This window comes from Actinoplanes sp. URMC 104 (genome assembly GCF_051386375.1).
GTDB lineage: Bacteria > Actinomycetota > Actinomycetes > Mycobacteriales > Micromonosporaceae > Actinoplanes.
Genome location: NZ_JBPQTO010000002.1, coordinates 1,225,623 through 1,243,201, shown reverse-complemented (window position 1 = coordinate 1,243,201; position 17,579 = coordinate 1,225,623). Strand labels below are relative to the sequence as shown.

General features: G+C 72.0%; 21 protein-coding genes. 15 read left to right on the top strand and 6 right to left on the bottom strand.

The features are described 5' to 3' along the window. Positions 1 to 70: 70 nt before the first annotated feature. Entirely contained in the window at positions 71 to 574 is a 504-nt protein-coding gene (locus tag ACSNN8_RS06755) for a protein-tyrosine phosphatase family protein (RefSeq protein WP_436647623.1), read from the bottom strand. Between the two features lie 108 nt (positions 575 to 682). On the opposite strand from ACSNN8_RS06755, the gene ACSNN8_RS06750 reads away from it, so the two are divergent. Continuing rightward, a complete protein-coding gene (locus ACSNN8_RS06750) occupies positions 683 to 1,777 on the top strand; it encodes a D-alanine--D-alanine ligase family protein (RefSeq protein WP_436647622.1) in 1,095 nt (364 codons plus the stop codon). Here ACSNN8_RS06750 and ACSNN8_RS06745 read toward each other — a convergent pair. Both ACSNN8_RS06745 and ACSNN8_RS06740 read right to left on the bottom strand, forming a co-directional pair. Next, entirely contained in the window at positions 1,774 to 2,418 is a 645-nt protein-coding gene (locus ACSNN8_RS06745; RefSeq protein ID WP_436647621.1) for a DUF3515 family protein, read from the bottom strand. The genes ACSNN8_RS06750 and ACSNN8_RS06745 overlap by 4 nt on opposite strands. Positions 2,419 to 2,420: 2 nt before the next feature. After that, positions 2,421 to 2,654, bottom strand: coding sequence for an Lrp/AsnC ligand binding domain-containing protein (locus ACSNN8_RS06740; RefSeq protein WP_436647620.1), 234 nt, complete (start codon positions 2,652 to 2,654; stop codon positions 2,421 to 2,423). 87 nt (positions 2,655 to 2,741) lie between these two features. On the opposite strand from ACSNN8_RS06740, the gene ACSNN8_RS06735 reads away from it, so the two are divergent. Together ACSNN8_RS06735 and ACSNN8_RS06730 are read left to right on the top strand one after the other, a co-directional pair. Continuing rightward, on the top strand, positions 2,742 to 3,680 hold the full coding sequence (locus ACSNN8_RS06735; protein WP_436647618.1) for a thiamine-phosphate kinase: 939 nt from the start codon (positions 2,742 to 2,744) through the stop codon (positions 3,678 to 3,680). A 14-nt stretch (positions 3,681 to 3,694) separates the two neighbouring features. Beyond that, a complete protein-coding gene (locus ACSNN8_RS06730; RefSeq protein WP_436647617.1) occupies positions 3,695 to 4,153 on the top strand; it encodes a GNAT family N-acetyltransferase in 459 nt (152 codons plus the stop codon). Between the two features lie 64 nt (positions 4,154 to 4,217). Here ACSNN8_RS06730 and rpmB read toward each other — a convergent pair whose 3' ends face one another. Next, a complete protein-coding gene (gene rpmB / locus ACSNN8_RS06725) occupies positions 4,218 to 4,409 on the bottom strand; it encodes a 50S ribosomal protein L28 (RefSeq protein ID WP_026207002.1) in 192 nt (63 codons plus the stop codon). A gap of 482 nt (positions 4,410 to 4,891) precedes the next feature. Between rpmB and ACSNN8_RS06720 the strand changes: the two genes are divergently transcribed. Genes ACSNN8_RS06720 through thyX form a run of 4 tightly spaced genes read left to right on the top strand, consistent with a single transcriptional unit; the run spans position 4,892 to position 10,057 of the window. Then, positions 4,892 to 6,778 carry a DAK2 domain-containing protein gene (locus ACSNN8_RS06720; protein ID WP_436647616.1) on the top strand — a complete coding sequence of 629 codons (1,887 nt, stop codon included), beginning with the start codon at positions 4,892 to 4,894 and terminating at the stop codon, positions 6,776 to 6,778. Then, positions 6,775 to 8,964: an ATP-dependent DNA helicase RecG gene (gene recG / locus ACSNN8_RS06715; protein ID WP_436647615.1), complete on the top strand. Its 2,190-nt coding sequence runs from the start codon at positions 6,775 to 6,777 to the stop codon at positions 8,962 to 8,964. The genes ACSNN8_RS06720 and recG overlap by 4 nt, the downstream gene beginning before the upstream one ends. Next, positions 8,961 to 9,317 carry a DUF952 domain-containing protein gene (locus ACSNN8_RS06710; protein WP_436647614.1) on the top strand — a complete coding sequence of 119 codons (357 nt, stop codon included), beginning with the start codon at positions 8,961 to 8,963 and terminating at the stop codon, positions 9,315 to 9,317. Before recG ends, ACSNN8_RS06710 begins: the two co-directional genes overlap by 4 nt. Continuing rightward, the gene (gene thyX / locus ACSNN8_RS06705) at positions 9,314 to 10,057 is read left to right on the top strand and encodes an FAD-dependent thymidylate synthase (RefSeq protein ID WP_436647612.1); all 744 of its coding nucleotides are present in this window, start codon (positions 9,314 to 9,316) and stop codon (positions 10,055 to 10,057) included. The genes ACSNN8_RS06710 and thyX overlap by 4 nt, the downstream gene beginning before the upstream one ends. A gap of 32 nt (positions 10,058 to 10,089) precedes the next feature. Here thyX and ACSNN8_RS06700 read toward each other — a convergent pair whose 3' ends face one another. Then, the gene (locus ACSNN8_RS06700) at positions 10,090 to 10,620 is read right to left on the bottom strand and encodes a hypothetical protein (RefSeq protein WP_436647610.1); all 531 of its coding nucleotides are present in this window, start codon (positions 10,618 to 10,620) and stop codon (positions 10,090 to 10,092) included. Between the two features lie 77 nt (positions 10,621 to 10,697). After that, positions 10,698 to 11,846, bottom strand: coding sequence for a cell wall anchor protein (locus tag ACSNN8_RS06695; RefSeq protein WP_436647609.1), 1,149 nt, complete (start codon positions 11,844 to 11,846; stop codon positions 10,698 to 10,700). Positions 11,847 to 12,192: 346 nt separating this feature from the next. On the opposite strand from ACSNN8_RS06695, the gene rsmD reads away from it, so the two are divergent. The 8 genes from rsmD to ACSNN8_RS06655 all read left to right on the top strand — a co-directional run bounded on the left by rsmD (position 12,193) and on the right by ACSNN8_RS06655 (position 17,577). After that, positions 12,193 to 12,756, top strand: coding sequence for a 16S rRNA (guanine(966)-N(2))-methyltransferase RsmD (rsmD, locus tag ACSNN8_RS06690; RefSeq protein ID WP_436647608.1), 564 nt, complete (start codon positions 12,193 to 12,195; stop codon positions 12,754 to 12,756). Beyond that, positions 12,753 to 13,232 carry a pantetheine-phosphate adenylyltransferase gene (coaD, locus tag ACSNN8_RS06685; protein ID WP_436647606.1) on the top strand — a complete coding sequence of 160 codons (480 nt, stop codon included), beginning with the start codon at positions 12,753 to 12,755 and terminating at the stop codon, positions 13,230 to 13,232. Before rsmD ends, coaD begins: the two co-directional genes overlap by 4 nt. An 82-nt stretch (positions 13,233 to 13,314) precedes the next feature. Then, entirely contained in the window at positions 13,315 to 13,812 is a 498-nt protein-coding gene (locus tag ACSNN8_RS06680) for a hypothetical protein (RefSeq protein ID WP_436647604.1), read from the top strand. Positions 13,813 to 13,903: 91 nt separating this feature from the next. Then, complete coding sequence (locus ACSNN8_RS06675) at positions 13,904 to 14,467, top strand: YceD family protein (RefSeq protein WP_436647603.1); 564 nt, start codon at positions 13,904 to 13,906, stop codon at positions 14,465 to 14,467. A 5-nt stretch (positions 14,468 to 14,472) separates the two neighbouring features. Continuing rightward, positions 14,473 to 14,646, top strand: a complete 174-nt coding sequence (gene rpmF / locus ACSNN8_RS06670; RefSeq protein WP_014694262.1) for a 50S ribosomal protein L32 — start codon at positions 14,473 to 14,475, stop codon at positions 14,644 to 14,646. Between the two features lie 59 nt (positions 14,647 to 14,705). Then, positions 14,706 to 15,668 (top strand): phosphate acyltransferase PlsX, encoded by a 963-nt coding sequence (locus ACSNN8_RS06665; RefSeq protein WP_436649441.1) that lies wholly within the window; start codon positions 14,706 to 14,708, stop codon positions 15,666 to 15,668. Further along, positions 15,665 to 16,423, top strand: coding sequence for a ribonuclease III (gene rnc / locus ACSNN8_RS06660; RefSeq protein ID WP_436647602.1), 759 nt, complete (start codon positions 15,665 to 15,667; stop codon positions 16,421 to 16,423). Before ACSNN8_RS06665 ends, rnc begins: the two co-directional genes overlap by 4 nt. Continuing rightward, the gene (locus ACSNN8_RS06655; protein ID WP_436647601.1) at positions 16,420 to 17,577 is read left to right on the top strand and encodes a hypothetical protein; all 1,158 of its coding nucleotides are present in this window, start codon (positions 16,420 to 16,422) and stop codon (positions 17,575 to 17,577) included. Before rnc ends, ACSNN8_RS06655 begins: the two co-directional genes overlap by 4 nt. Positions 17,578 to 17,579 lie beyond the last annotated feature (2 nt).

Genomic DNA, 17,579 nt, shown 5'->3' with positions numbered 1-17,579 from the left:
AGTTCGCTGGTTCATTACTCATGCAACGAACCTTAGAACCCCGAAAGATCGACGGCAAGACGTACGGGTCTCAGGCCGTGCCGGCGAGGCGCGAGGGGTGCGAGGCGGCGAAGTCGTACAGCCAGTCCTGAGTGACGGGCATCTCAGTGCCGCCGGTCACCCGGCTGAGCGCCTCGCCGGGCGCGATGCCGAGCAGCACGAGCGTGGTGCAGGCGAGCAGGGTCGAGCGGCCGATTCCGCCGAAGCACTGGGTCACCACGAACCGGCCCGCGCGCACCTGCCCGGCCAGCTTGCCGGCGAGATCCACGACCTGCAGCGCCTCGTCGCGCGGGACGCCGCCCTCGGGCACCGGGAAGGAGACGAACTGCAGGCCGCACGCCTCGGCGGCCGCCGCCGTGTCGCCGAAGCCGAGCCGATGCTGCTCGGTCGTGGTCAGCGCCGACACGAGGACGTCGACCCCGGCGCGGGCGAGCGCGCCGAGCTGCTGAGGCGCCCAGGCGTCGGTGCGCGGGTGCGCGATCGTCGCCAGCTGTCCGGGCCCCGGCCCGGCGATCACGTGGAGTGCTGCTCTCATGGACTGCCCGTTTCCCTGTCCCGGACCGCGAGGCCGGGTGATCCCGCGAGTGGCTAACGCAGAGTAGGGTCACCCCCGGCATGCCCGCTAGCGAGAGGCCCAAAGAAAGTGTCGACCCCCCGGAAAACCCGCGTCGCGATCGTCTTCGGCGGTCGCAGCAGCGAGCACGCGATCTCCTGTGTGAGCGCCGGCAGCATCCTGGGCGCGCTCGACCCGGACGAGTACGAAGTGGTCCCCGTCGGCATCACCCGCGAGGGCCGCTGGGTGCTGGCCGCGGGCGACCCGGCCGCGCTGGCCATCACCGGCCGGCAGCTTCCCGAGATCACGGCGGCCAGCGGCAACGCGGTGGTGCTCGCGGCCGACCCCACCGCCACCGACCTCATCGTGCGCGACCCCGCCGAGGGCGTCTCCTCGCTGGCCGGGGTGGACGTGGTCTTCCCCGTGCTGCACGGCGCGTACGGCGAGGACGGCACCATCCAGGGCATGCTCGAGATGGCCGGGCTGCCCTACGTGGGCGCCAACGTGTTCGCCTCGGCCGCGGCCATGGACAAGGAGTTCACCAAGAAGCTCGCCGCCGCCGAGGGGATCCCCGTGGGGCCGTACGCCGTGCTGCGCGCCGGCGTCTCGCTCAGCGAGGACGACAAGCAGCGGCTGGGCCTGCCCGTCTTCGTCAAGCCGTCGCGGGCCGGCTCGTCGCACGGCATCACGAAGGTCACCGACTGGGCCGGCCTCGACGCCGCCGTGGCGACCGCCCGGCAGATCGACCCCAAGGTGCTCGTCGAGGCCGCGATCGTGGGCCGCGAGATCGAGTGCGGCGTGCTCGAGGGCGAGGCCGGCGGCACGCCCGAGTCGTCGCTGCTCGCCGAGATCCACGTGGGCGACAGCGACTGGTACGACTTCGAGACCAAGTACCTCGCGGGCGGCCGCTACGACATCCCGGCCGACCTGCCCGCCGAGGTCACCCGCCAGGTGCAGGAGTACGCGAGGCGCACGTTCACCGCGCTCGACTGCGCGGGGCTGGCCCGGGTCGACTTCTTCGTCACCGCCGACCACCAGGTCTACCTCAACGAGATCAACACGATGCCCGGCATGACGCCGACCTCGATGTTCCCGCTGATGTGGGCGGCCACCGGGCTGGAATACCCCAAGGTGGTCGACCGGCTGATCCGCACCGCGCTGCGCCGCGGGACCGGCCTGCACTAGCCCCGGCAGCCGCTGGGCACGCCCTCGCTCCTCGACTTCACCGTCTTGACCACGGGCTGGGAGAACTCGTTGGCCCACTGCCCGGTCTGGTCGTAGCTCGACGGCACGGTCACCTGCACGGCGACCTCACGGTCCATCGTGGTGAACACGTCGGTGGCCGGGCCGTCCTTCGCCCACCAGCAGACCCCGTCCATCGCCAGCATCGTCGCGTCGAGCGGCACGCAGCCCGCGTGCCCGCCGTCGATCCGCTCGCACATCGTCGGCTGCGTCACGCCACACGCGACGGTGACCGGCGGTTCCCCGTACGCCGCGTTCTGCTCGGGGCCGGCGCTGACCTTGCGGCCCGGCAGGCCCCGCAGATCGGTCGGCAGCTGCGAGGTCACCGCGAGACAGACCTGGGTCGTGCGCGCGTCCAGTTTCGGCGCGGCCATCTGCACCGGCGTGCTGGGCACCGCGGCCGGCGCCGAAGCGGAGGGCGCGGCGGCCGCGGTCCCCTCCTCCTGCGGCTTGATCTGCGAGAAGGCGACGAGACCCACGATCACGGCGATCGGCACGGCGATCACGGTGGCCCACAGCGCCGCGGTGCGCGTCGCCGGATCCGGTTTCTTCGCGTCCGCCGGGGGAGTCTGCACGTCGACCATGTTCAGAGGTTTACCACGGAACAGGTGAGGGTCCGCATGATGCCGGGTACGTACTGGACCTTGCTCACAATCAGCCCGCCGAGGTCGTCGACGGTGTGCGACTCGGCCAGCACGACCACGTCGTAGGGCCCGGTGACGGCGTCGACACGCACCACACCGGGGATTTTGCCGATCGCCGCGGCCACGTCATGGGCCTTTCCGACCTCGGTCTGGATCAGGATGTATGCCTGGACCACGCTCCGACTCCATTCCGCCGCCGCCGTACGTGAAACTACCGCAATCTGCTGACAGCAGGACAACACCAGGAACGAAAGGCCCAACACGTGAGCATCGCCGAGGCCGGGGAGTTCGGGCTCATCGCCCGGGTGGTCGCCCGGCTCGAGAACGGTCCGACGACCCTGCTGGGCCCCGGCGACGACGCCGCGATCGTCGCCGCGCCCGACGGCCGGATCGTCGCCTCGACCGACGTCCTCGTCGAGGGCCGCCACTTCCGCCGCGACTGGTCGGGCGGAGCCGACGTCGGCCACCGCGCGGCCGCCGCCAACCTCGCCGACATCGCCGCCATGGGCGCCGTCCCGACCGCCCTGCTGGTCGGCCTGTGCGCGCCGACCGACCTCGAGCTCGCCTGGGCCGAGGACCTGGCGGACGGCCTGGCCGCGGAGGCCGCGCTGGTGGGCGCCGCGGTCGTGGGCGGTGACACGTCGGCCAGCCCCACGCTGACCATAGCGGTGACCGCGCTCGGCGACCTGGGCGGCCGCAAGCCGGTGCTGCGCAGCGGTGCCCAGCCGGGCGACGTGATCGCGCTGGCCGGCCGCATCGGGTACGCCGCCGCCGGCTACACCGTGCTGTCGCGCGGCTTCCGCACGCCCAAGGCGCTCGTCGAGGCGTACCGCCGCCCGGTCGTCCCGTACGAGGCCGGGCCCGCCGCCGCGACGGCCGGCGCCACCGCGATGATCGACGTCTCCGACGGCCTGCTGCAGGACCTCGGGCACATCGCCACCGCCAGCATCGTCGGCGTCGACGTGCACACCGACGCGTTCGAGGTCTCCGACCAGATGCGCGACGCCGCCACCGCGCTCGGCGTCGATCCGCTGCAGTGGATCCTCGCCGGCGGCGACGACCACGCGCTGGTCGCCACGTTCCCGCCCGAGGTCGCGCTGCCGGACGGCTGGCGCCCGATCGGCCGCGTCCACGAGACCCGCGGCGTGACCGTCGACCGCAAGCCGTGGAGCGGACCGGTGGGCTGGGACCACTTCCGGTAACTACGCTTCCCGGTGTGCAAGAACCAAAGATCAGGCAGGCGGATCCCACCGAGCCGGCCGTACGGGCCCTGCTCGTCGACGTGCTCGGCGAGCTGTCCGAGCGTTACGGCGGCACCGGCGACGACACCCCCATCGGCGACACCGACTTCACCCCGCCCGGCGGCGCGTTCTTCGTGGCCGACGACGGCGAGCGTCTGGTCGGCTGCGCCGGTTGGCGCCGCCACGGCGACGACGCCGAGCTCAAGCGCATGTTCACGGCCAAGGCCGTACGCGGTCAGGGGGTGGGCCGCCGCCTGCTCGCCACGGTCGAGCGGTCAGCCCGCGAGTCCGGCTGCCGCCGCGTGATCCTCGAGACCGGCGACAAGCAGCCCGAGGCGGTGGGCCTGTACGAGTCGGCCGGGTACACCCGCATCCCGGACTTCGGCTACTACCGGGGCCACAGCGGCGTGCTGTCGTACGGCAAGGTGCTGTAGAACTGTGCTGCAGACACAACCAGCCCCTCGGCCTGAGGCCGGGGGGCTGGAAGGTAAGCCTGAATCAGGCGCGGACGACCTTGCCGGCCTTGATGCACGAGGTGCAGACCTTGAGCTTCTTGGTCGTGCCGCCACCGGCCGGGGTGCGCACCGACTGGATGTTCGGGTTCCAGCGGCGGTTGGTCCGCCGGTGCGAGTGGGACACGTTGTGGCCGAAGCCCGGTCCCTTGCCACAGACGTCGCACACGCTAGCCACGGGATAACTCCTGGGTCGAAACGAAACTAAAAGGCGCCCAGCGAACACGGCCGCGCAGGCAACCCGGCAAGGTTACCCGATGGCCGCCCCGATCAGCCAATCGCCCCCGCGCCGCGCTCCGCGGCCCGCCTCCCGGACTGGTCCCCGGGGCGGCCGCGGTCTGCATTCGGCCCGTGTCGGCGGCTTCGGCCATGCCGCGCCGATGCTCCGTGGGACGCGGCGCAGGCGACTCCGCCGCAGCGGCCGCATCTCGCGATCCGAGTGCCCATCCGGCACGCCGGCAGCCCGGGAGCGGCCTGCCGGCCGTCGCCCGGAGGCGGCTCGCCGGTCGCCACCAGCCAGAACCCGCCCGACCTGGGGGCCACCACCCTACTTGCGGTGCCTGGGCGCGGGCGGAGTTGTCCACAGGCGGTGGCAAAGCTGTCACTCGTACGCTGGTGCGCTGGCGAGAAACTGTCGGTGGTCGTTAGTACGCTTTTCGCGTGCTCGAGACGTTGGACGCCGCTGCTGTCCGCCGCTGGTGCGGCGGCGGTCTGCGGGCGCTGCGGGCACATCAGCGCGAGATCGACGAGCTGAACGTCTATCCCGTGCCCGACGGGGACACCGGCACCAACCTCGTGCTGACGCTGGCGTCGGCGCAGGAAGCGCTCGAGGCGCTCGAGGAGCTCGACCCGCCGCTGGACGGCGAGGTCCTGACCAGCGCAGAGGTGGCCGACGCCATACCGGCCGCGGCGCCGGCGAGTGCGCTGCGCCGCATGGCCAGGGGAGCGCTGCTCGGCGCCCGCGGCAACTCGGGCGTGATCGTGTCGCAGATCCTGCGTGGCATGGCTGACAGCCTGGCGGCCTCGGCGGCGGTGCGCGGGGCTGATCTGGCGCGGGCGCTGCGGTCGGCTTCCGAGGCTGCGTACGCCGCTGTCGCCCGGCCGGTCGAGGGCACCGTGCTCACGGTGGCGCGGGCCGCGGCCGAGGCTGCGGGCCGCATCAAGTCCGACGACCTGGTGGCCGTGGCCCGGGCCGCCGCCAAAGCTGCCGCCGAGGCCCTGGCCCGCACGCCGCAGCAGCTTCCCGCGCTCGCGCGCGCCGGCGTGGTCGACGCCGGGGGCCGCGGCTTGGTGGTGCTGCTCGAGGCCCTGGTCGAGGCGCTGACTCCATCCGACCCCGGCAGCGCCGAGCTCGGCGTCGACGACCAGGTGGAGCAGCGCGAGGCCCCGCATCCCACGGGCGAGGGCGTGTACGGCTACGAGGTGCAATACCTGCTCGACGCCGAGGCCGGCGCGGTCGAGAGGCTCCGGGGGGAGCTGGCCGCGCTCGGCGACTCGCTGGTCGTGGTGGGCAGCGGCGATCCGGGCGTCGCCACGTGGAACGTCCATGTTCACGTCGCGGTGGCGGCCATCGGCCCGGCGGTCGAGGCGGGCATCGGAGCGGGCCGGCCCCATCGCATCACGGTCACGCCGCTCGACAGCCACGAGCACCACCACGGTCCCGCAACCCACGGCGACCACGAGCACCACGGCCAGGGAACCCGCGCTGATCCGGGCCGGGAGCACGAGTACGAACCCCGCGGCGGCAGGTTGGTGGGCAGGGAGCGCGACAACGGGCACCGCCACGACACGACGGCCCAGCGGGAGCACCAAGCCCCACCGCCCGAGCACAACCAGGACCACGACTGGCAGGCACACCCCGAGCGGGACGACGCAGACCCCGACGGGGAGCAGCGGCCCGACCGCGGGGCGGTGGTCGTGGCGGCCGGCGACGGGCTCACGTCGCTGTTCGAGGCGGAGGGCGCCACCGTGGTCGGCCGCAACCCGTCCACCAAGGAGATGCTCGAGGCGATCCACGACTCGCGGGCGCGCCGCGTGGTGCTGCTGCCCAACGACGCCAACACGCACGCGGTTGCCGTGTCGGCGGCGCGGGAGGCGGAGGCGGCGGGCGTACGGGTCAGCGTCGTCCCCACGCGATCGCCGGTGCAGGCGCTCGCCGCCCTGGCCGTACGGGATCCGCAGCGTCCCTTCGCCGACGACGTCATCGCCATGGCCGAGGCCGCGGGCGCCTGCCGCTACGGCGAGGTGTGCACGGCTCAGCGCGACTCGCTGACGGTGGCGGGACAGTGCCGCGCCGGTGATTTGCTGGGGCTCGTCGACGGCGAGGTGCACGTGATCGGCGCCGACCTGGCCGAGGTCAGCGCGCGGCTGCTCGACCGCATGCTGGGCGGCGGGGGCGAGCTGGTCACGCTCGTGCTCGGCGCCGACGCCCCGGCCGCGCTCGAGGAGGCGTTGCGCGGGCACGTCGGCCGGGTCTGGCCGTTCGCCGAGCTGCAGTGCTACGCGGGTGGGCAGCCTCGCTACCACTTGCTGATAGGAGTGGAATGAGCGCGTTCACCGTCGACACGCCGCTGGGCGAGGTGCTGAAACCGGCCGCCGCCAAGGCCCTCGCCACCCACCTCGAGCTGCACACCGTACGCGACCTGATCTACCACTTCCCGCGCCGCCACGACGAGCGCGGCGAGCAGACCGACATGCAGGGCCTGCGGATCGACGAGCAGGTCACCGTGCTGGCCCAGGTGCAGTCGGTGACCGTGAAGCCGATGCGGCAGCGCCGCGGCTCGATGCTCGAGATCACCATCGGGGACGGCTCGGGCGCCACGCTGTCGTGCACGTTCTTCAACCAGGCGTGGCGCGAGCGCGAGCTCAAGCGCGGCCGCTGGGGGCTGTTCGCCGGCAAGGTCACCGACTTCCGCGGCCGGCGCCAGCTCAACAGCCCGGCCTACCAGTTGCTCAGCGTCGACGCCACCAAGGACGAGGCCGCCGAGGAGATCGAGGAGTTCGCCGGCGCGCTGATCCCGGTCTATCCCGCGACGCAGGCCGTGCCCACCTGGGTGATCGCCCGGCACGTGCGTACGGTGCTCGAGAACTTCCAGCCGCCCGAGGATCCGCTGCCCGCCGCCGTGCGCGCCAACCGCAACCTGGTGGGCATCGGCACCGCGCTGCGCGAGATCCACCGGCCGAGCTCCAAGGAGGCGCTGTACGCCGCGAAGTACCGCCTCAAGTGGGACGAGGCCTTCGCCGTGCAGCTCACGCTCGTGCAGCGCCGGGCCCGTGCCGCGCAGACGCCCGGTCGCGCCCGGCCCCGCGTCGACGGTGGCATCCTCGCGAAGTTCGACGCGGGTCTGCCGTACGAGCTGACCGAGGGCCAGGCCGCGGTGGGCGAGGAGATCGCCGCCGACCTGGCCAGGCCGCACCCCATGCACCGGCTGCTGCAGGGCGAGGTGGGCTCGGGCAAGACGCTCGTCTCGGTCCGCGCCATGCTGCAGGTCGTCGACTCCGGTGGCCAGGCGGCCCTGCTCGCGCCCACCGAGGTGCTCGCCACCCAGCACTACCGCGGCATCGGCGCCCAGCTGGGCGCGCTGGGCCGTGCCGGCGAGGTCGACGGCGATCCGGCCGGCACGCAGCTCACGCTGGTCACCGGTTCGCTGGGCGCGGCCGCCCGCCGGGCCGCCCTCGCGAAGGTCGCCGACGGCACGGCCGGCATCGTCGTGGGCACCCATGCGCTGCTCTACGAGGGCGTCGACTTCCACGACCTCGGCCTCGTGGTCGTCGACGAGCAGCACCGCTTCGGCGTCGAGCAGCGCGACGCCCTGCGCGCCAAGGCCGCGACCCCGCCCCATGTGCTGGTCATGACGGCCACCCCCATTCCCCGTACGGTGGCCATGACCGTCTACGGCGACCTCGAGACCTCGACGCTGTCGCAGCTCCCGCGCGGCCGCTCGCCGATCGCCTCGCACGTGGTGCCGCCCGAGAAGCCCGCCTTCCTCGACCGCGCCTGGCGCCGGTTGCGCGAGGAGGTTCAGAAGGGCCACCAGGCGTACGTCGTGTGCCCGCGCATCGGCGACGGCGGCAGCGACGACGACGCCGAGCCGCCGGGCGACAACGAGCCGGCGCGACGCCCGCCGCTCGCGGTCACCGAGGTGGCGCCGATCCTCGAGGAGGGCCCGCTGCACGGCCTGAGCATCGGCGTGCTGCACGGCAAGCTGCCCGCCGACGAGAAAGACGCGATCATGCGTCGGTTCGCCGCGGGCGACCTCGACGTGCTGGTCGCCACCACGGTGATCGAGGTCGGCGTCGACGTCCCGAACGCCACGGTCATGGTCATCATGGATGCCGACCGGTTCGGCGTCTCGCAGCTGCACCAGCTGCGCGGCCGGGTGGGCCGGGGGTCCGCGCCGGGCATCTGCCTGCTGGTCACCGAGTCGGTCGAGGGCACCGCGGCCCGCGAACGGCTGGCCGCGGTGGCGTCCACCACCGACGGCTTCAAGCTCAGCGAGATCGACCTCGAGCAGCGCCGCGAGGGCGACGTGCTCGGCGCCTCCCAGTCCGGCAAACACTCGCACCTGCGGCTGCTGTCGCTGCTGCACGACACCAAGCTGATCACCGAGGCGCGGGCCGAGGCGTCCGCGCTGGTCGGCGACGATCCCAGCCTCGCGCGATATCCGGCGCTGGCCGCCTCGGTGGCCGCGTTCGTCGACGAGGAACGAGCCGAGTATCTGGAGAAGGGATGATCCTGCACATCGTGCCGCGCAAGGCGTGGGAGGCGGCGGTCGAGGCCGGCGTCTACGAGGGCGACACCCTGGCCACCCAGGGCTTCATTCATTGCTCCACCGAGCACCAGGTCCACCTGCCCGCCACCGCGCTGTTCCGCGGCCGCGACGACCTGCTGCTGCTGGTGATCGACGAGTCCCGCCTGCCGGTCCCGCTCACCTGGGAACAGGGCGACCCGCCCGCCGCCGACGGCAGCCCCTTCCCGCACCTGTACGCGCCGTTGCCGCTCGACGCCGTCGCGCAGGTCGTCGAGTACCGTCCCGAGCCCGACGGCACGTTCCGGCCGTGGTCCGCCTCGGAGGGGCGGGAATGACAGACGGCGAGAAGACTGCCGACGGGGAAGCGGTTTTCCGCCACGACGTCACTGTCGAGCTCGTTCGCAGCAGCGCGCACGACGCCGACGTTCTGTTCGCCGCGCGGGTGTCCACGCTGGGGGAGCAGTCCCTCGACGAGCTGCAGAAGGATCCCGAGCGCTCCCGGGGGCTGATCAACTATCTGATGCGGGACCGGCACGGCACGCCGTTCGAGCACAACTCCATGACCTTCTTCGTCAGTGCTCCGATCTTCGTGTTCCGCGAGTTCCAGCGGCACCGTGTCGGCTTCTCCTACAACGAGGAGAGCGGCCGCTACCGGGAGCTGCGGCCGGTGTTCTACGTCCCCGGCGCGGACCGCATGCTCGTTCAGCGCGGGCGCCCGGGCAAGTACGAGTTCTCCGAAGGATCGGCGGAGCAGCACCGACTGGTCGCCAAGACCATGGAGGCGTCGTACGCCCAGGCGTACGCGGCCTACCGGGAGATGCTCGACGCCGGCATCGCCCGTGAGGTGGCCCGCGCGGTGCTGCCGGTCGGGCTCTTCTCGTCGATGTACGTCACCTGCAACGCGCGGTCACTGATGGCGTTCCTGTCCCTCCGCACGAAGGACGACCGGGCGACGGTCCCCTCCTTCCCGCAACGCGAGATCGAGATGGTCGCGGAGCGGATGGAGGCGCTCTGGGCCGGGAAGATGCCGTTGACCCACGCCGCGTTCAACGCCAACGGCCGCGTCGGGCCGTAGACGCCCGCACCAGCGCCCCTCGCGTCCGTGAGCTAGGGCCGGCGACTGCGGCGAACCAGCAGGAACAGCACGCCGGCGACGACCAGCACCGCGACGGCTCCCGCCACGACCCCGGCCGCGGTGGTCCTGTCGGGTGCGCCGTCGTCGTCCTCCGCGGGTGAGGGCGTCGACGAAGCCGGCGCGAGTGCCACGGCTGACGCAGCCGGCGCTGCGGCGGGCGGCGCGGGCGTGGTCGGCGCCGCTGGTGAGGGGATGACGACGCCGGTCGGGCAGTCGTCGGCGTTCCAGCGACCCCGGAGCAGGGGCGACCCGCTGTGCTTCTCGGTGACGACGATCTTCTCGGCGCCGGGCAGGCGGACCTTGAGCTTGACGGTTCCCAGCCCGGCCCCGAGGTGCACGTCCTCCACATAACCGGCCGACCCGGTGACGGTGAACTCGGCGTCGCGGGACGAGTTGTTCGTCAGCGACACCGTGACGCCCTCGCAGGTGGACACCATGGAGGCGGTGCCCACGGCGGCGTGCGCCGGCGCGACGAGCAGGGCCGCGGCAAGAAGCAGTTTCATTTGTGATCCCCCGTGCGAGAACGAGAAGGGCGCGCCGACCGGAGTCGGCGCGCCCTTGCTACGGAACTACTGGGCTATCAGGCGGTGAACTTCACCTTGCGGCGACGGGCCAGGATGAAGAGCACGGCACCGGCGGCCAGCAGAGCGGCCGCGCCACCCGCGATGCCACCGGCGGCGGCGCCGGTGACCGGGAGGCCACCGCCCTCACCGGGAGCGGCGGGCGTCTCGGTGACGGTGGGGGTCGGGGACGGCTTGTCGCAGTCCGCCGGCTTCTCCTCGTCGTCCCACTTCACCGGCTCGTACTGCTCGCCGTTGACCTTGGCGTTGATGACGAGGCCCTTCTCACCCTTGAAGGTGACGGTCTTCTCCTCGCCGGCCTTGACGACCAGGGTCTTCTGCTCGCCCTTGCTCGGCGTGAAGACGGCGGTGACGGTCTTGGAGCCCTCGGTGTTGTCGATGCCGAAGATCAGCGAGTCACAGGTGACCTCGTAGCCGGCCTCGAAGTTGCCCTGCGGCGCGCAGTCCGCGGGCTCCTCCCACTTGCCGACCAGCACCGGCTTGTCGCTGTGCTTCTCGGTGACGACCACGTGCTTGGCGTTCTCGGCCGGGATCTCCACCTTGACCGGCTCGTCGCCGGCCTTGACGGTCACCGACTTCTCGAAGCCCTTCGAGCCCTTGACCGTGAACTCGGCGTCGACCGTGGCTTCCTTGCCGTTCGCCAGGGTGACGGTCACGCCCTCACAGGACGACGCGATCGAGGCGTCCGGCGCGGGGGTCTCCGTCTTCGAGCAGTCGCCGTGGAACTTGACGAAGCCCTTCTTGTGCTCGAACTGCACCCACTCGTCGCTCCACTTGACCTGGACCTCGAGCTTCGCGAACTTCGCCTTGCCGTCGACCCGCTGGGTTCCGGTGAGCGGCTCGTTGCTCTTGTGCGGGAAGGCCGGGTCGGCGTCGTCCGGGGTGTGCACGATGCCCTCGACCGGGGTCGGGTAGGCGTCGACGGCGAGGAAGCGGTAGTTCTCCGCGCCCGGCTCGTTGCCGTTGTCGGTGTTCACTTCCCAGGTGACGACCCACTCACCGGTCGTCGTGTCGCACTCCGCGCTGCCCTTGACGAAGCTGTCGTGGGCGCTGGCGGGCGAGGCGAAGAACGCGACACCGGCAAGGCCGATGAGCGTTCCCGCGACTGCGGCGGTGCCACGCCGCAGCTTGGACTTCAGCAGGTTCACGCCTACTCCTGTCTGGGGAAATCAGGGGTACGGCGCAAGGAAGCGGGCGGGCCGGTCGCCGGCGGTTAAGGGGCGACGGCCTGCGACGACGCCTCCCCACGTCGTCGGCCGACCCCGGTGGAGGCGTCGGCAACAGCGCCTGACCATAACGACTAACGAGAATCTGGGAAATCCCTCAGAGGCGCTTAAAGGTCTTGTGGCTGATCCGTGATTTTCCATCGACGGTACGGATCCGAGTCGATGCCGAGAGTGGCGCACAACTGCGGAATTGTTCACTCTGCGGTTGCGGTGCGTAAGCAGTCCGCTAGCTTCGAGTCGTGTCCACCCCACAGCTGCGAGCGACGCCATGACCAGGATCATCGCCGGCGCGCACGGCGGGCGGCGACTGTCCGCTCCGGCCGGTGCGCTGACCCGGCCCACATCGGACCGGGTCCGCGAGGCGTTCTTCAGCGCGCTCGACTCGATGATCGACCTGACCGGCACCCGGTTCGCCGACCTGTACGCCGGATCGGGGGCCGTCGGGCTCGAGGCGCTCTCCCGCGGGGCTGTCCACGCCCTGCTGGTCGAGGCGGACGGCCGGGCCGCGCGCACGATCCGCGACAACATCGTCGCGCTGCGTCTAGGGAGCGCCGCGCGGCTGGTCACCGGCAAGGTCGCCCAGGTCGTCGCGGCCCCGCCCGACGGCGGCCCGTACGACGTGGTGTTCGCCGATCCGCCGTACGCGGTGACCGACGCCGAGCTTGCCGAGGTGCAGCAGTCCCTGATCGATTCCGGCTGGCTGGCGCCGGACGCGGTGGTGGTGCTCGAACGGGCCACCCGCGGAGGCGCGGTGACCTGGGTGGACGGCATCACCGCCGACCGCAGCCGGCGCTACGGGGAGACCACACTTTGGTACGGTCGCCGATCATGAGACGAGCGGTGTGCCCCGGCTCCTTCGACCCGGTCACCAACGGCCACCTCGACATCGTCGGCCGGGCCAGCCGGTTGTTCGACGAGGTCGTCATCGGCGTGCTGATCAACCAGTCGAAGACGGGCCTGTTCACGATCGAGGAGCGTCTCGAGATGCTCAGCCAGGCGACCGCCTCGTACGGCAACGTGCGGGTCGCCTCGTTCCACGGCCTGCTCGTCGACTTCTGCCGCGCCCAGGGCGCCGCCGTGGTGATCAAGGGTCTGCGCGCGGTCAGCGACTTCGACTACGAGTTGCAGATGGCGCAGATGAACATCGGGTTGTCCGGCGTGGAAACGCTGTTCATGCCGACGAACCCGCTCTACTCGTTCCTCTCGTCGAGCCTCGTGAAGGACGTGGTCAAGTGGGGTGGCGACGCCTCGGCGTACGTGCCCGACTTCGTCGGCGAGCGACTGGTCACCCGCCTCAAGCAGAACTGACCGCCATCGGCGCGCCGGAACCGGGCCGGACGGTGACGCAGTAACGTGATCGCACCACGCTGCGCATGGAGGAGAGAGACCGGTGGATCCGCTCGACCGCATCGACGAGATCATCGAGCTCGTGCAGGAAGCGCGCTCCGTGCCCATGTCGCGGACGAACTTCATGTTCGACCGCGGTGAGATGATCGAGCACCTCGACGTCCTGCGCTCGGAGCTGCCGTCCGAGCTCCGCAAGGCCGCCGCCGTGCTCGAGGAGCGCGACCGGATCATCGAGGCCGGGCGCCGCGAGGCCGACCGGATCATCAGCGAGGGTGAGACGGAGCACGCCCGGCTCGTGTCGGTCAACGAGATCACGGTCTCGGCCGAGCACGAGGGCGCCCGGATCATCGCCGAGGCCCGCACCGAGGCCCAGCGCCTGCGCGAGGAGGTCGACGACTACGTCGACACCGCGCTGGCCAACTTCGAGCAGTTCCTGACCCGCGCGCTAGCCTCGATAGAGCGTGGCCGCGACAAGATGCACGCGCTGCGCGAGATCGGCACCTTCCAGGGGGAAGACAGCGAACGCCCCCTGCCGTTCTAAGAAGGCCGGCTCCAGGAGGGGCCGGATTCGACGGTACGGCGGCAGCTCAGGTAACCTTTTCTGTCGGCCTACCCATGGCTGAGGAATCACGATGCCCAAGTCACCGCAGAGTCACCTGGACCCCAGGCAGCCGCTCGTCGTCGACACGACGAAGCTTCCACGGCAGCCTGGCGCGACGCGTGCCCTGAAAAGGGTGATCCCGGCACCGCAGGACCTCGGCCTGGAGCTGATCTCGGTCCCCGAGGGGTCGGACGTCGAGCTCGATCTCACGCTCACGTCGGTCTCCGAGGGGGTGTACGTCAGCGGCAACGTCCGCGGCTCGCTCACCGGCGAGTGCGGCCGCTGCCTCAACGAGATCAGCGAGTCCTTCGACGTCAAGATCGCGGAGCTGTTCGCCTACGAGGACAGCACCACCGAGGAGACGACCGACGAGGACGAGGTGGGCCGGATGCAGGGCGACCTGCTCGACCTGGAGCCGGCTCTGCGGGACGCGGTGGTGCTCACACTGCCGACCAACCCGCTGTGCCGGCCGGACTGCCCAGGCCTGTGCCCCGAGTGCGGGGTGCATTTCGACGACCTCCCGGCCGATCACAGCCACGAGGACGTCGATCCCCGCTGGGCCGCTTTGCGCAACCTAACGAACACCGAGGAGTAGGTACCGTGGCCGTCCCCAAGCGCAAGATGTCGCGCAGCAACACCCGGTCCCGCCGGGCGAACTGGAAGGCGACCGCGGTTTCGACCGTCGCCTGCCCCCAGTGCAAGTCGCCGAAGCTGCCGCACACCGCCTGCTCGGTCTGTGGCACCTACAACGGGCGTCAGGTCCTCGAGGTCTGAGCCGCGCTTAAGTGACGCGCCCGATCATCGGGCGGGTCGCGCCCGCGCACAGGCGACCGATCGGCGCCACGGCTTCCGGACAGCTGTCTGTCGGGGAGCCGGGCGCCGCGCGGATCGCCGTCGACCTCCTCGGCGGGGACCACGCTCCCGCCGTCGTGGTTGACGGCGCTCTGCGCGCCTGCGAGGCCGATCCGGCCCTTCACCTGCTGCTCGTCGGCCCGCTCGAAGCTGCCGACGAGATTCTTGGTGCCCTCGCGCCGGGCGACCACGCCCGGATCAGCACGCTGCCCATCGCCCCGGGCGTTCCGGTCGACAGCTGGATCGAGTCCGGGGTGCGCTCCGCCGTACTCGCCGTCGCGCAGGGCCAAGCCGACGCCGTGCTCTCCGCTGGGAACACCGGCGCCACCGTCACCTCGGCCGCGCTCGGCCTGGGCCGCCGCCCGGGCGTACGCCGCCCGCCGCTCGCCGCCGTGCTGCCCACCAGGGCCGGCCGCCTGGTCCTGCTCGACGTGGGCTCCTCGGTCGACCCCGACGAGGAGACCGTCGCCATGCACGCCCGGCTCGGCTCCGCGTACGCCTCGGTCGTCCACGGCATCGCCGAGCCCCGCATCGGCCTGCTCACCATCGGCACCGAGCGCGGCAAGGGCGACCGCCTGCGCCGTGCCCTCCCGCCCCTGCTCGCCGCCCTGGACCTGCCCGGCGGCGGCCGCTACGTGGGCCTGGTCGAGGGCGCCGACGTGGTCACCGGCGAGATCGCCGACGTCGTCGTGACCGACGGTTTCACCGGCAACGTGCTGCTCAAGGGCCTGGAGACCGCGTACGCCGAGGTCGGCCCGCCGCATCCCGCGATCCCGCCGCGCGCGGCCCTGCTGCTCGGCGTCTCGGGCACCGTGGTCGTCTGTCACGGCGCCGCCTCCGGACCGGACGTGGCCGCGGGCATCGCGTTCGCCGCCCAGCTACATCGCCAAGCCGCGGTCGCGGCGATGGCCGAGATGATCGAAACACAACGAGGTGCTTCATGAACGACAAGCGTCGCCGGCCGCCGACCCTCCCGCTGGAGGAGGCCTTCGGCGTGCCCCTCGAGCCGGAGCTGCTCGAGCGGGCGCTGACCCACCGGTCGTACGCGTACGAGAACGGCGGCCTGCCGACCAACGAGCGCCTCGAGTTCCTGGGCGACTCGGTGCTCGGCGTCGTGATCACCTCGGCGCTGTTCCACAACCACCCCGACCTGCCCGAGGGCCAGCTCGCCAAGCTGCGCGCCAGCGTGGTGAACATGCACGCGCTGGCGGACGTGGCCCGCGGCCTGGGCCCCGAGGGGCTGGGCCGGCACCTGCTGCTGGGCAAGGGCGAGGAGACGACCGGCGGACGCGACAAGGCGAGCATCCTGGCCGACACGCTCGAGGCGCTGCTCGGCGCGATCTATCTGGAGCACGGGCTCGACGTCGCGGCCGAGGTGATCCACCGCCTGTTCGACCCGCTGATGGCCGAGTCGGCCGGCCGGGGCGCCGCGCTGGACTGGAAGACCAGCCTGCAGGAGCTCACGGCGGCCCTCGGGCTGGGCGTGCCGGACTACGTGATCGAGGACTCCGGTCCCGACCACGCCAAGACGTTCACCGCGTGGGTCGTGGTGGCCGGCGAGCGCTACGGCGGCTCCGAGGGGCGCAGCAAGAAGCAGGCCGAGCAGCGCGCGGCCGCCGCGGCGTGGCGCATCCTCACCGAGCGCACCAGCGAGCCCGACGGGGCCCTGCTCGACAAGCCCGACGAGCTCGATAAGTGAGCCTGGCCGCCAAGGAGCGCTCCCGGCTCTGGGAGCTCGCCGGCGGGTGGCGCGGCGTGGGCGCCGCGGTCGGCATCTTCGCGCTGACCCGGATCGCGCAGCTGGTGATCCTGGGCTGGCTCGACGCGGCCGGCGACGACCCGATCGGCGTACGGAACCGGCTGCTGGTCTGGGACGCGGGCTGGTTCCTGCGGGTCGCCACCGACGGCTATCCGCACAGTTACACGTACGACCCGGCGGGCCGGATGGAGGGCAACGAGCTCGCCTTCTTCCCGGTCTATCCGATGCTCATCCGCCTCGTCGCGGCGCTCGGCATCGAGGCGCACACGGCCGCCCTCGTGGTGGCGTGGCTCGCGTCGATCGGCGCAGCCGTGGCGGTGCACCTGCTCGGCACCTCGCTGCGGGACAAGCGCACCGGGTGGACGCTCGTGGCGATCTGCTTCAGCGCCCCGGTGTCGGTGGTCTTCTCGATGGCGTACTCGGAGGGGACCTTCCTCGCCCTTGTCGCCGGCATGCTGGTGGCCGCGCACCGCCGCGTGTGGTGGGCGTCGGGCCTGCTGGGCCTGCTCGCCGCGCTGACCCGGCCGACCGGCGCCGCCGCTGCCGTGGCCCTGGCGGTCGCCGCGCTGCTGGCGGTCCGCGAGTCGAGGGAGAAGGCGTGGCAGCCGCTGGGCGCCGCCGTGGTCGCGCTCGCCGGGGTGCCGCTGTTCCTGGCCTGGGTGGGGCTGCGGGTCGGCGACCCGAGCGCGTGGTTCCGCATCCAGGCGGCGGGCTGGGGCACCGCCTTCGACTTCGGGTCGAGCACGCTGCGCTTCCTGGGCACGACGCTGTCGACCGGGGACGGCTGGGTGCCGGTCAGCGTCGCGTTCATCCTGCTCGCGGCGCCGGCAGCGGCCGCGGTGGCGCTGGTCCGGCGGCCCTGGGCGCCGCTGGCCGTCTACGGGGTCATCGCGATGGTGCTCGTCTACGGCCAGGCCGGCTTCTACCACTCGAAGCCGCGGCTGCTGGTGCCCGTACTGTTGACGCTGCTTCCGGCCGCGGTCGCCGCCGCGCGGGCCCGTCCGCGGGTCGCGGTGCTGTCGATCGCGGCGTGGGCCGCCTTCGGCCTCTGGTACGGCGCCTACCTGGTCGCCGTCTGGCCGTACACCTTGTAACA